10 protein-coding genes are annotated in these 13289 nt (G+C 37.6%); 9 read left to right on the top strand and 1 reads right to left on the bottom strand.

Annotated elements, in window-relative coordinates:
• Nucleotides 1-119 precede the first annotated feature (119 nt).
• The 9 genes from BN6559_RS06015 to BN6559_RS05975 all read left to right on the top strand — a co-directional run bounded on the left by BN6559_RS06015 (nucleotide 120) and on the right by BN6559_RS05975 (nucleotide 10196).
• Complete coding sequence (locus tag BN6559_RS06015; protein WP_110953876.1) at nucleotides 120-680, top strand: nitroreductase family protein; 561 nt, start codon at nucleotides 120-122, stop codon at nucleotides 678-680.
• Between the two features lie 241 nt (nucleotides 681-921).
• On the top strand, nucleotides 922-1815 hold the full coding sequence (locus BN6559_RS06010; RefSeq protein WP_110953875.1) for a DUF6612 family protein: 894 nt from the start codon (nucleotides 922-924) through the stop codon (nucleotides 1813-1815).
• Between the two features lie 272 nt (nucleotides 1816-2087).
• On the top strand, nucleotides 2088-2447 hold the full coding sequence (locus tag BN6559_RS06005; protein WP_110953874.1) for a P-II family nitrogen regulator: 360 nt from the start codon (nucleotides 2088-2090) through the stop codon (nucleotides 2445-2447).
• A 567-nt stretch (nucleotides 2448-3014) separates the two neighbouring features.
• Nucleotides 3015-5717: a sigma-54-dependent transcriptional regulator gene (locus BN6559_RS06000; protein WP_110953873.1), complete on the top strand. Its 2703-nt coding sequence runs from the start codon at nucleotides 3015-3017 to the stop codon at nucleotides 5715-5717.
• Between the two features lie 556 nt (nucleotides 5718-6273).
• A complete protein-coding gene (locus BN6559_RS05995; RefSeq protein WP_110953872.1) occupies nucleotides 6274-6681 on the top strand; it encodes a PTS sugar transporter subunit IIA in 408 nt (135 codons plus the stop codon).
• Nucleotides 6682-6719: 38 nt separating this feature from the next.
• Entirely contained in the window at nucleotides 6720-7193 is a 474-nt protein-coding gene (locus tag BN6559_RS05990) for a PTS system mannose/fructose/N-acetylgalactosamine-transporter subunit IIB (RefSeq protein WP_110953871.1), read from the top strand.
• 19 nt (nucleotides 7194-7212) lie between these two features.
• Nucleotides 7213-7989: a PTS mannose/fructose/sorbose/N-acetylgalactosamine transporter subunit IIC gene (locus BN6559_RS05985; RefSeq protein ID WP_199883783.1), complete on the top strand. Its 777-nt coding sequence runs from the start codon at nucleotides 7213-7215 to the stop codon at nucleotides 7987-7989.
• Nucleotides 7989-8807: a PTS system mannose/fructose/sorbose family transporter subunit IID gene (locus BN6559_RS05980; RefSeq protein WP_110953870.1), complete on the top strand. Its 819-nt coding sequence runs from the start codon at nucleotides 7989-7991 to the stop codon at nucleotides 8805-8807. The genes BN6559_RS05985 and BN6559_RS05980 overlap by 1 nt, the downstream gene beginning before the upstream one ends.
• 24 nt (nucleotides 8808-8831) lie before the next feature.
• The gene (locus BN6559_RS05975; RefSeq protein ID WP_110953869.1) at nucleotides 8832-10196 is read left to right on the top strand and encodes a sn-glycerol-1-phosphate dehydrogenase; all 1365 of its coding nucleotides are present in this window, start codon (nucleotides 8832-8834) and stop codon (nucleotides 10194-10196) included.
• Nucleotides 10197-10736: 540 nt separating this feature from the next.
• Here the strand turns inward: BN6559_RS05975 and BN6559_RS05970 are convergent.
• Nucleotides 10737-12926, bottom strand: coding sequence for a TonB-dependent siderophore receptor (locus tag BN6559_RS05970; protein WP_110953868.1), 2190 nt, complete (start codon nucleotides 12924-12926; stop codon nucleotides 10737-10739).
• Nucleotides 12927-13289 lie beyond the last annotated feature (363 nt).

The raw sequence follows: 13289 nt of genomic DNA, 5'->3' as shown, positions 1-13289 counted from the left end.
ATATTTTGTCTGAATTTGTAAAAATGAGCAAAAAAATTAGAAATAAAAGTTTTTTTCATTTCTGATTTAGAGTATAATATAAATATCTATTATACTCGTACTTAGAACGGAGAATATAAATGAACGAATTATTAAGAAATGGTTTGATGAGGCGCAATTCCCGTAATTTTGATTCTAAACAAATTCGAGATAGCGAATTAACGGATATTATTGAAGCTGGTAAATTTGTGTCCAATATGATTAATAATCAAGAATGGAATTTTACCATCGTTCAAAATGCAGATGTTTTAAATAAGATTAATGAACTTTGTGGAAAACTTTTCTTTCAAAATGGAAAGGGTAAATTAGAACTTCTTTATAATGAAGAAAATTTAAACTTTTTATTTAATGCGCCAACTTTAATTATTATTTCTGGTAAAACGGACGATGAAGAAACACAAAATGCAGCACATGCTACATTTGGCAATATGATGCTGGTTGCTGATAAAATGGGAATCGGGGCTTGTTGGAATTATTCTTTAAAATGTATGTTTGATACAGATGAAGGAAAAGATCTAGCAGGAGAACTTGGCATTAAGAGCGGATACATACCGATGAGTGTAGGGGTCTTTGGTTACAAAACGACACGATCTACAATTGGAACTTTATCGAAAGAAAATCTCGTGCAAATTATTAAATAAATTATACGAACGGCGGCTGTCAGAGGAAGAACCATTCTTTTTGTGGCAGCTTTTTTAGTGTAAATATTTATCCGTTTGGCGCAGATCTAATATGTTCCCCAAAAAATTTACCCTGCGCAGCAAATCAGTCGTGCACAGTTCTGCTGGAATTCACTATGGATTGTCAGAGCGAAAGTATAAAACTGGCAGGGGATTTATGATTTATCGCGAATTAAATCAATAGGTTTTGAGGAGGGTGAATATGAGAAAAATCTTTTTTTATATGTTATTTGCAGTTTTGCTAAGTATGACTAGCTTTACAAACGCAGCGTTTGCAGCGGAGCAGCCAGGACAAGAAGCAGAGGCAATGGAGTATATGCAATCTGTTTATGAAAACATGGCCAAGTTAAAAAATTATCATACAGAGATTGCAATTGATGTTCAAACATCGCTAATGAATATGGCAGTTAATAATAGCAGTGATATTGAATTACAGCCAATGCGGTATAAAAATGAGTCGCAATTTGTGATGACAGATCCAGAAAAGCGTACGATGAAAACAAGTATGACCCAATATATGGAGGAAGTAGATCGTCAATTGATCACTTATACCGAGGTTGAGGGAAAATACATAAAACAAGTTTTGCCATACATAACAGAAAGAGCGGTTTCTCCATATGATATGACTGCTTATATGAAAGTCGTAAAAAAGGCAGTTGTTTTATCTGAAACAGATACGGACAAAGAAGTTAGTCTTACCTTAGATGCAGATGTTTTGAGAGAAATGACAGAAAATATCTTGCTGCAAAGTGGTCCGGACGCTAAAAATTATTTGAATTTCGTGGAAACTATTTTTAAGGACTTCCCTGATATGACCTATACAGTCCATATCGATAAAAAAACAAAACGTGTGAGTCAGGTGAATATGGACTTATCAGAAATTATGCAAAGAAGTATTTTAGCCATTAATGAAAAAGCCAATATTCCTGAAAAAGATAAAGCACAGTTAAAAACTATTTTCGGCAGTATGAAGGTATTGGTGCAATGTCAGTATTCAAAATTTGATCAAGTAAAACCAATTCAAATTCCTAAAGAAGTGAAGGAAAAAGCTGTGGAACAAAAAGCGGATGCGCCAATTGTTTCAGCAAAAATATAAAACTATTATTTATCATTCGCCTAGTGTCGGTCTTGTAAAAGACTTGCATTTATTCATGATAAATGCTATATTAAGTTTAGCTAATGTTACACTTTAGGGCGATTTTATAAAAAAATAAATAAATTTTGTTTACATGAGCAAAGAGGCTTATCTAAGTAGTGTTTTATTCAAATCTGCTTGGGTAAGCCTTTTATTTATTGCAAAGCAGGTTGTTTACCTACGATAAAGGCCAAATGTAATGATAAAGATAAATTTTAAGGAGGCGTTTTATTATGTGCAAGATTACAAAAGTTGATATTATCACACGTCCAGAAAAATTAGAAGAGCTGAAAGAAGCAATGAATATGATTGGTGTTACTGGTATGACAGTAAGCCATGTATATGGCTGTGGCTTATCCAAAGGGCATAAAGAAGTTTATCGCGGCAAAACTGTAGAAGTCAGCTTAAGCCCTAAAATTAAAGTGGAAATTGTGATTTGTGAAGTACCAGTAGAGGATGTATTAGAGGCTGCAAAAAAAGCCTGCTGCACCGGTCATATCGGTGATGGAAAAATCTTCGTTTATGATGTAGCAGACGCCGTAAAAATTCGTACCGGTGAACGAGGCAAAGCTGCTATTGTAGACAATTCTTGAAGGTAAATTTGTTATTCAATCACCTCCCTTCGTCTTTCAAAGGGAACCTATTCGTATTTGGGATTTAGTAAAAGCTAAAATTGCTAAACGTGTAACACATGATTGACTATGCATAATATGTATTATAAAATGTAAGTGTAAAGCATAGCCTATTGAGGATATGCATATACTATATAAACCAAAAACGCCCTGCTGCGAACAGGACGTTTCGGTTGAATACATCAGGTGAACAGCACTTTAAGGGTAAAAGCCAAAAGTGCCATTACCTTAATAAGTACCGTTCCTTCGATGTCAAGTGTGAAACGAAACTTCAAGGTATCACCTCCTGTATTCGATTTATCGGACTAGTTTACAGCTAGTCCGATCTTTATTTTAGCATAATATTACCAATCCAGACAGTTTGAATTTTCGAGCTGTCTTTTTTGCGCCTAAAAAGAAAGGACATCTAAAATGGATCAAATGTTATTCACAGCTTTTGGATATTTTGTCTGATTGTGCAGGAGTTCGATATTTTCTATCGTAAATAGTGCATCATTGAGTAATTTTTATATAAGAGGGAGAGGCATAATGACATTGCGATATGATAGTGAAACTTCAACAAATACGGAAACTAGGAAAGATAAAGTTTTTAAATTTTTGTTCCAAGCAACGGAATCTTTGGTAAAGCAAATTCCTACAGCGGAAAGAACAATTGGATTTTCAGCAAACAATATCGCCAAATCTCTCTGCTTGATTCGAAATAATGTAAGCAAAGAATTAAATATATTAGTTAAAGAGAGACAAGCGATCAAAATAACAGGAAAACCAGTATTTTATCTGGCGGTTTCAGTATTAGAAACAACGTATCATTGTCGTTTAGAATCTGTAATATATAAAAGTTTTTCTGATCTAAAAACTTCAATTATGCCAGAAGGGTTGAGCGAAGAGCCGAAGATTAGTGTTATCTCGAATCGCTTGATTCGTAGTGGGATAGAAGATGCAAATAAGCACCAGAATCAAAATAAAAATTTTGATTCTGGTGTTTTTGAAAATCTTATTGGAGCGCATGATGATTTACAAGTACAAATAAAGCAAGCAAAGGCGGCAATCCTATATCCACCACATGGTTTACATACCTTGCTCATTGGGCCTACCGGAAGTGGAAAAACAACATTTGCCGGTGTTATGTACCGTTATGCTGTGCAGATTGGTAAGCTGCCAGTGCATGCACCATACATTATTTTTAATTGCGCAGATTATGCGGAAAATAAGCAGCTGTTGCTTTCACACTTGTTCGGACATGTAAGAGGTGCTTATACTGGTGCGGATCGAGAAAAAAAGGGACTGGTTGATCAGGCCAATGGTGGAATTTTATTTTTAGATGAGATTCATCGATTGCCACCGGAAGGCCAAGAAATGTTATTTTCCTTAATTGACCGTGGGTCATATCGAAGATTAGGTGAAACGGAGAGTGTTCGCTCAGCAAATGTATTGATTATTGCAGCTACGACGGAAACTCCGCAAGCAGCTGTATTGAGCACTTTTTTACGACGCATCCCGCTTATTATTAATCTTCCAGGGGTAAATGATCGCCCCTTAAAAATAAGAATGCTGTTAATTTGTCAATTTTTTCGTGAAGAATCTATGAAAATAAAAGTTCCTTTGACAGTATCAAAAGAAGTATTAAAAGTTTTATTAATTTATAAATGTCAAGGAAATATCGGACAATTGCGTAATGATATTCAATTGCTTTGTGCGAATGCTTTTATTGAATATGTTACAGCAAAAAAAGGTGAAATACAGATTAAATTATCTCAACTGACCGAACAACTTAGAGAAGGCTTTTTCGCAATGGATGAAAAACGCAAAGAAATCATGCAGAATTTTAATTTAAATGATTATGGGACAATTACCTTTAGTGGAAATGAAACTAGCTTAAAGGAAAATTTAAACGATATATTACTGTTTGATGAATATCAAATTGGTGAAGATTTTTATGAATTTATTTTAGAAAATGCCCAAAAATTGTATAGCGAAGGTCGTTCAATTGCGGAAATAAAAGAAAATATCAATTCTAAGATACAAACGCGTATGCATCAAACAATGACAAAAGCAAGGATTCATAATGTAAAAATAGATCAAGAAATACTATCTAAGCTCGCTACGCCTGATATTGTGAATATTATAGAAGAGGAATTTGGCTGTGCTCTGCACTTATTTGGACATAGCGTTGATACAAAGGTTATTTATGGTTTAGCATTGCATATGGAAACTTTAGTTGAACGTATTAGGCAAGGAAATATTACAATCTATCCGGATATCGTTAAGTTGAGTAACAAATATCCTGAGGAATATGCTGTTGCAAAAAAAATTAAATCAAGAATTGAAAAAGTATTAAACATGCAAATTCCGGATGATGAAACGGCGTTCATTGCAGTATTTCTTCATTCCATGCAGGTCAAAGAGTGTGGAATGGTGCAAGTACTTGTTATGGCACATGGAAATTCTACTGCAAGTAATATGGTGGAAGTTGCTAAAACGTTATTAGGGTATGATTGCATTTATGCACTAGATATGCCTATGGAAGCGAAAGTTGAAGATATACTGCAATCGGCGATTGAACTTGTGCAGCAGATTGACCAAGGAAATGGTGTTTTATTTCTGGTAGATATGGGATCATTGACGACTTTTCCTGAAATTATTACAAAACGAACAGGCATTGCAACGCGTATGATTCGTATGGTGAGTACCCCGATGGTAATAGAAGCAGCAAGAAAGGCTATGATGCCGAATATGACATTGGATAAGGTTGAAGAGAGTGTTATTACAATGAGTACATTTATTGGTGAACGTGTTAAGGTAGAAGAAGATCGTTCAGCCATAAAATTTAGTGATCATGAGCTTCAGCTGTCTATAAAACCTTTTTCAAGCCGTGTGGTCGCAATGATGGAAAATATTCTTGTGTTTTTAAATGTTCAAAAGGCTTGCAAGATATTAGAAGAAATCTTTCATGATATTATGAAAACGTATCATCAAGAAATAGACGATACCATCAGCTTAAAATTCTTTTTTCACTGTGCTTGCATGTTAGAACGTGTTATTCGAAAAGAACCGCTTCCATACAATAATTTTGATTTAATCAAGCAGGAAAAAAGTGAATTGTTTCAAATCGTTAGAGAACGTTTTACCTTAGCAGAAGAAGTATTTGGTGTTTCTATACCGGATACTGAACTTGCTTATATTGTAGAAATGCTGTTACTACATTTCAATTTAAATGGTACGAAAAAATAATGATCGCAATAAAAAGGTGTCGCATGAACAATGCGACATTCAGTGTGTAGACAAACTATGGACAGATAGGTTGCGGGCTGGCGATAAGCACTCATCTGCGTTGTTACAGCAAGGTGCTGCTCGTCGACGTACAGAAGTACGACTCCTTCACAACCCCTTGCTGCGCCTAGCATCTGAGTACTTCTCACCAACCGGCAACCTATCTTCGTACTAGTTTATAAGTGGAACGAATTTCGGTTTTTTCTAAGTTATCAACATAAATATATGATTTGTCTACAGTCTGGGTGTCGCATGAACAATGCGACATTTTTTTTATTGCGATACGGATCTTGATACGGATGTGATACGCATCGCAATACGCATTAGGTATACGGATCATATATAGCTTATTTTTATTAAAAAATAATAAACTTGAAATAAATTTTAAAAGAGATATAGCGGTAGTTGATGTTGGACGGACTTTACGTATTGTGATACACATTGAAACGTGTATTGGCATAACTTTTGCAATATTCTATAGCGTAAATAAATACAAGAACCAAAAGGAGGTGAACACATGATTAGTATCTTAGTATTAACGCATGAAGATTTTGGTACAGGTATGTTAAAGAGTGCTTCTTTGATTGTCGGCGAGTTGAAAAATTGTTTGTCGATTGGTCTCAACCGTGGTGATGATATTACAGCCTTTGGTCGGAAAGTACAACAGGAAATTGAGGAAATAGATGCAGGAGATGGTGTTCTTGTATTTGTTGATCTGTTTGGGGCTAGTCCGTATAATGTGATGGCTATAGCAAGTGCACAAATCAAAAACAAATTCAGGTGCATTTCAGGGGTAAGTTTTCCTATGTTGTTGGAAGCCTTGACGATGCGTGGGACCTATGGATTGGATCAGTTAACAGAGCACTGTATGGAAGTTGGCGCTGAGGCAATTAAAGAGTTGTTCACGGAAATAGAACGCATGTGACTTTGAATCATAAAAATTAAGGTAACGGAGTGTTTTGAATGTTAAATATCGTATTAGCAAGAATTGATGATCGATTAATTCATGGTCAAGTTGTTACAGCTTGGTCGAAAATTACAAAGGCGAATAGAATCATTGTTGTGGATGATGAAGTAGCGCAAGATGATTTCATGGTAAAAATATTAAAAATGGCAGCGCCAAATGCATTTAAAATTGGAATTCACACGATTGCTGATGCAAGTAATATTTTAAAGGAAGAAGATCATGGGGAACGTGTAATCATTCTGGTAAAAACCCCAAAAACGGTAGAAACGTTAATTGAAAATGGTGTCGAAATTAAACGGTTAAATTTGGGGGGGATTGGTGCAATTCAAGGGCGCAAGCAGTTGTATCGTAATATATCGATTTCTGAAGATGAGAAAGCTTGTTTTAAAAGATTATTAGATATTGGAGTTCAAGTTTATGTACAGATTGTACCGGATTCATCACCCATCGATATTAAAACGCTCATATAAATTTTAAGGGGGAGTTACAATGCAAATGGAAGTGACCTTATTCCAAGCTGCTTTAATTGGATTTTTCTACTATCTTTCATGGAGTCCATGGTGTACATATGTTGGTTTTTTTACATTAAATAGACCCTTGTTAGCAGGCTTTATTACTGGTATTATTCTTGGAAACCCATTAGAAGGTGCATTGATTGGTGCTGGGATTAATGTTATTTATCTTGGTTTTATCTCAGCCGGAGGGGCACAAATGGGGGATCCTTCTTTTGCTGGTTATGTAGGGACTGGTTTAGCGCTCATATCAAATTTAGATGTCAGCACAGCTATGGCAATATCAGTTCCATTAGGTACCATTGCAACTGTGCTATGGATTGCAAAAATGACGGTAAATTCATTTTTTGTCCATTGGGCTGATCGAGAAGTGGAAAAAGGCAATCTTAATATGGTGGCATTTATTAATGTTGTACCACCACAAATTTTATTATTTGCTGTAAGTTTTATCCCAGCTACTTTAGTTGTGTATTATGGCCCTAATGCAGTTAACGGTATGTTGAATGTTCTAACGCCAAATGTTTTACATGTCTTTAATGTTATTGGAGCAACTTTGCCGGCATTAGGAATTGCAATGAATTTAAAATTGATTGGTAATTCGTTTACCATGCCTTTCTTTGTCCTTGGAATTATATTAGCAGTTCATTTTAATATGGATATTATCATTATTTCTATAATTGGTGCAGTTATTGCCTTGACGATCAGTGGAATAAAGCATAATTTAAGCAATCATACAGATGCAGGAGGAATGTAATGATGGAACAAATCAAACTGTCCAAACATGATGTTATAAAATCCTGGTTCAATTGGTTTATGTTTGCGCAATCCAATTATAATTATGAACGCTTGCAGGCGACTGCATTTGCACATTCCATGCTGCCGATTATAAAGAAATTATATAAAAATAAAGAGGAACAGAAAGCAGGCATCAAGCGGCATTTATCCTTCTTTAACACAGAACCTATTTGTGGATCTGTCATCCATGGCGTAACGGTAGCGATGGAAGAAGAGCGAGCGAATGGTAAGCCGATTAACGATCAGGCGTTTAATGGAATCAAAACAGGCTTAATGGGGCCGATCGCTGGGATCGGTGATACATTGACACAAGGTGTTATTACACCAATTATGCTGGCAATCTGTATCGGTATTACGAATAATAATAATATTGCTGGCCCAATTATTTTCGTCCTTGCACAATTCATTATTATGACTTCAATTTCGTTTAGTTTATGGATGAATGGCTATAAATATGGACGAATGGCTGTAGAGGAAATTATGTCTGGCGGTAAAATAAATCGAGTAATAGAAGCCGCTTCTATATTAGGTACGTTAGTCATGGGTGGCTTAGTTGGCAGGTTCATTCCACTCCAATTTGCTTTAAATTATGATTTAGGCAGTGGAACAATGTTTAACTTACAAACGGATTTACTGGACAAACTTATGCCTGGATTGATCCCGTTGATCTTAACATTGGTTGTTCTAAAATTGGTTCGTTCCGGTGTATCCCCAATTAAATTGATGGGACTATTGATTCTATTTGGTGCGGTTACCGGGGCGCTTGGAATATTTTAATGCAGATACATTAGGGAGGCGTTTATGATGAAATTGACTTTAGAAACGATAGATCAGCTTTCTCTATCAGATTTATTAGGGAAAGCGTTAGAGTGTCAATGCGGAAAATCGCATAAGATTTGTATGGAGAAAGTGATGATCGAACCAGGTGCTATCGAAAAAACTGCAGAAGTTTTAAGAGAATTAGGTTATAAAAAAGCACTGCTGATTTCAGATTCAATCACTTGGGATATTGCGGCTAAGAAAGTAGCAGATGTATTACGGAGAGAGCAGTTTGCCTATAAAAAATATATAATCAATGGACGAATTGTTCCTGATGAAAAAATGGTCGGTGATCTTGTCATTCATTGTGAACGTGACTTTGATGTAATCGTAACAGTGGGGGCAGGGGTGCTAAATGATCTTGGAAAATTTGTGAGCTATAAGGTGGGGATTGATAATATTGTAGTCGCTACAGCCCCATCCGTTGATGGTTTCGCTTCCCAGCATGCAGCGCTAGTAATTGGCAACTTAAAAATATCGTATAATTCGGCTTGTCCTAAGGCAATTATTGGTGATGTGAATGTGCTGAAAGAGGCTCCTTTGTCGATGATTATGGCTGGCTGGAGTGATCTAATGGGAAAGTATTCTGCTCTGAGCGATTGGAAAATTAGTCGTATCGTTAACGATGAGTATTATTGTGACGTAATTTATGAGATGGTATATAAATCCGTACGAATCTGTAAAGACAATATTAAAAAAATACAAGCACGTGACGCTAAAGCGATTCAGCACATCATGGAAGGGCTGGTGTTAACCGGAATTGCGATGAGCTTTATCGGAAATTCTAGACCTGCCTCAGGATCTGAACATCATCTATCACATTGCTGGGAAATGATAGCGCTAGAGCAAAATAAAAAAATAGCACCCCATGGCGTTCAGGTTGGTGTTGCTACGACATTGATCACAGATTTATATAAAAAACTAGCGATACAAAAGATCGATTTTAAAAAGGCAATGGATCAGGCACAAATCTTTGATGAGGCTAAATGGGAGGAAAAGACGAGAAAATATTTTCATAATATTGCAGAGGAATTAATAGAGGAAATACAAAGTGATAAAAGATATTCAACTGAGAAGCGAATTCAACGAATTCAAAAATTGGAAGAGGCGTGGCCTGAAATTCAAAATATTTTAGATCATGTTCCGTCGTCTGAGGAAATAAGTGCTCTTTTAGAAAATGTAAATGCTCCATCAAAACCACAGGATATCGGAATAACCTTAGAAGAGGCAATTGACTCTATTCGTTTCGCCAAGGAAGTTCGGCCTAAGTATACAATTTTAGGGGTGTTAGATGATTTAGGGCTGCTGGAACAATTTGCTGAAGAAATCAAAGGGAAACTTGCTTGATTCTTGCAAGGGCATGACAAGGGGACGGAGGAAGTGTCTTAAAAGAAAAGAGAAGACAGAACCACCGTCCCTTCGTCTTACCTTCGTCTTACTCAGAAAATTAATTTTAGACAAGAATATATAAGTTTTTTCCAAATAGCACCTTATATCGGACTAATCCGATGAAATCGTAAGCTATTTTAGGGGTAACTAGCCGGTAGCATACTTCAACTGTCTAGCGCATGCGTTATCATGCGATGTGCATATATGAATAACATCGTTTGTGGATAAACTATGCTATACTAAACATAGTTCATTGTTACAAAAAGGAGATGTTCGATATGGGAGATAAAAGCCCAAAGAACAAGGAAAAAAAGAAGAAAAAGCAAATAAAGAAAGTTGAACCGACTCCAGCAGTTTCATCAACTAAATCTGAATAAGAAAAAAACGCAGCCAGCGATGGTTGCGTTTTTTCTCTCTTTTGTACGAGTTGTTATGTAAATAGGGGCAATGGGATATTCTATTATCGCAAAATTTTGAAGGCAATAACGGCGTTTTTTCTTACCATTTATGCGTAGCTGTTAACAGTACAGTACGACCTTCACCGGCAAAACCGGTGCCGACATCATAAAACTTATCAAAGACGTTGCGGACGTTGAGTGCCAGCCGCCATTCGTCTAAATCATAGCGAATCATCGCATCGGTTACGACTACGCCTGAATGTTTGAAATCGTTGGCACTATTATACCGTGAGCCGATATAACGCAGACCGGCACCAAAGCCAAGCCCTTTCATTTTGCCTTCCTGTATCGTGTAGTCGGTCCAGAGCGAAGCAACATGTTTGGGAACTCCGACTGTGCGTTTGCCGATTTCTCCCACTGTATTACTCTTCGTTGTTTTATTATCCAGATAAGTATAGGCTGCGATCACATTCAGCCCTTTCACCGGTGTCAACTGTGCTTCCAGTTCCAGTCCTTTTGATGCGACCTCTCCGGTTTGTACCTTATATTTAGGGCCGGAAATCACTTCGTTCAATGGGTCAGGGGTCAACATATTTTGCCGGCGCAGATCAAATACAGCGGCGGTGAACCGAGCATTGCTTCCGACCGGTTCGTATTGGACACCAACTTCGTATTGGGTTCCGGTGGTCGGGTCAAACGGTTTATTGTAACGATCCTTTTCAGATTGTCCTTCGAAGGATTCTGCATAGCTGATATAAGGGGATAGTTCGTTGGTCGCGTGATACACGATGCCGGCTCGACTGGTATTGGCTGTCTGTTTAATACCGCTTGAATCATCTTCATACCAATCGCGTCGACCGCCCATTAAAAACACCCAACGTTCTCCTAATTTTGCCTGATCCTGTAGATATAAACCACGCTGGCGGATATGAGCTACAGTAGCAGAATAAAGATTAGTCGGTGCGGGTACCACTTGACCATAGTTAAATTTTCTTATATCAAGGTTGGGCGCATCGCCAGTTAATATGCGGGAATTATAGTTAGTCTGCAGATAATCAAACCCTACTAAACTCGTATGCGACCACGACCCGGTTGTCCATTTGGCCTGAAAATGCGTATCGATGCTATTAGAACGTAGAAATTCCGGCATGTCATATGCGCCGCGCGTTAGCGTTCGTCCGTCGCTACTAAGCATGCCTTTTTCTACGTATCTATACTCTAGGTTAATATCGGTGTGACGAGCGGTCTGCGTTACCGACCATACATCGTCAAATTTATGTTCAAAAATATAGCCGATCTGTTTTTGCTCTCGTTCGTAATGATCGTAGTCCGGTTCGCCGAAATATGATGTACTTGGTAATCCGTATAGAGGATTTGTTGGTGAAAAAATTTCTCGTGAAACTGTAACACCTTTAACTTTATTTTTTTGATAGGTAGATAAGACGGTGAATTTTGTGTCATCATTTGGTTTCCAAGTGAGTGCCGGCGCAACAAAGATGCTATTGGCGCTGCTGTGATCGCGTTCTAAATCCTGATCCTGCGTTCGCGTTGTCAGACGAAAGAACAGTTTGCCGTCATCAGTTGCCGGTCCGCCAAAATCAAGGGCGAGGCTTTTATTTGCGTTATTGCCGACTTGCATTTGAAGTTCGTGCAGTTCCTGTTCAGGTGGCAGCTTGGTCACTTGATTGATGAGCCCCCCGGGACTGTTGGCGCCATAAAGAATGGAAGCAGGTCCCCGTAGAATTTCAATACGGTCAAACGCATAAGGGTCAGTATTGGTTGTGATAAAAATTCCGGATGCGTTTCTCAGACCATCAGTAAAGGTTGAATAGGTGCCGTCGCTAAGTCCGCGAATGCTTATATAGCTGTAACCACGTGCGTCTTTTCCAGAAGTAGTAGGGGTGATACCCGGTGTATAGGCAACGGCCTCATCGAGGGTTTGCACGGCGCGTGCTTCCATCTGCTCACGGGTAACTACGCTGATAGACTGCGCCGTTTCGTTGAGTGGTGTGTCGGTCTTGGTAGAGACAGAGCTGCGTTTGGCAACATAGCCGGTATCAGCTTTATCTTCTTTTGCTTTTTTTTCTTTTAGGGCTGTGATTTCCATGCCTTCCAAAGTGAATTCATGCTGCGATGCATCATCGACTGCCGCTGTTTCCTGAACTTCCTGTTCGGACGGTGGCTGCGCAGTTTCGTCAGCAGCGTAGACTGGGGATTGCCAAAAAAAACTGCTGCCGATTAAAGCGTACAGCAATCTTTTTTTTGTTGGACTTAGTGTTCTTTTTTTCATGCGGTTCCTCATACTCCTTTAAAGATATATGCTTCCTAGCTCACGCTGAAAAGTCTGCTTGTCCCGGCATACTTGTAATGACCAAGCCAGCAAAACGGACATTCATGGTAATCGCCAAGAATTCAACTTGTTTTACTTATAAAAGAAAGTATACAGGATAATGATAATCAATGTCAATTATTACCCATAATCTTATACGAAGTATAAACAGTACTATCATTAAAAGTGATTTTCAACATAGATTATTGACAATCATTCTCAAAATGACATATACTTACCACAGGAATTATACTTTTTAATGAAAAGGTTGGAGTTGTTATAGCTATGACTATACGAAGAAATCCCATACATACACAAAAATAA

It is taken from the genome of Massilibacillus massiliensis, from assembly GCF_900086705.1.
GTDB classification, from domain to species: domain Bacteria; phylum Bacillota; class Negativicutes; order FLKF01; family FLKF01; genus Massilibacillus; species Massilibacillus massiliensis.
The sequence above is the reverse complement of the archived record's forward strand: the minus strand, read 5'-3'. Positions and strand labels throughout refer to the sequence as shown.

Bases quoted from the DNA above. Each gene is read 5' to 3' on its own strand.
- BN6559_RS06010 (WP_110953875.1), top strand. From the start codon at position 922: ATGAGAAAAATCTTTTTTTATATGTTATTTGCAGTTTTGCTAAGTATG.
- BN6559_RS05990 (WP_110953871.1), top strand. From the start codon at position 6,720: ATGTTAAATATCGTATTAGCAAGAATTGATGATCGATTAATTCATGGT.
- BN6559_RS05980 (WP_110953870.1), top strand. From the start codon at position 7,989: ATGATGGAACAAATCAAACTGTCCAAACATGATGTTATAAAATCCTGG.
- BN6559_RS05985 (WP_199883783.1), top strand. From the start codon at position 7,213: ATGCAAATGGAAGTGACCTTATTCCAAGCTGCTTTAATTGGATTTTTC.
- BN6559_RS06005 (WP_110953874.1), top strand. From the start codon at position 2,088: ATGTGCAAGATTACAAAAGTTGATATTATCACACGTCCAGAAAAATTA.
- BN6559_RS06000 (WP_110953873.1), top strand. From the start codon at position 3,015: ATGACATTGCGATATGATAGTGAAACTTCAACAAATACGGAAACTAGG.
- BN6559_RS05975 (WP_110953869.1), top strand. From the start codon at position 8,832: ATGATGAAATTGACTTTAGAAACGATAGATCAGCTTTCTCTATCAGAT.
- BN6559_RS06015 (WP_110953876.1), top strand. From the start codon at position 120: ATGAACGAATTATTAAGAAATGGTTTGATGAGGCGCAATTCCCGTAAT.
- BN6559_RS05995 (WP_110953872.1), top strand. From the start codon at position 6,274: ATGATTAGTATCTTAGTATTAACGCATGAAGATTTTGGTACAGGTATG.
- BN6559_RS05970 (WP_110953868.1), bottom strand. From the start codon at position 12,926: ATGAAAAAAAGAACACTAAGTCCAACAAAAAAAAGATTGCTGTACGCT.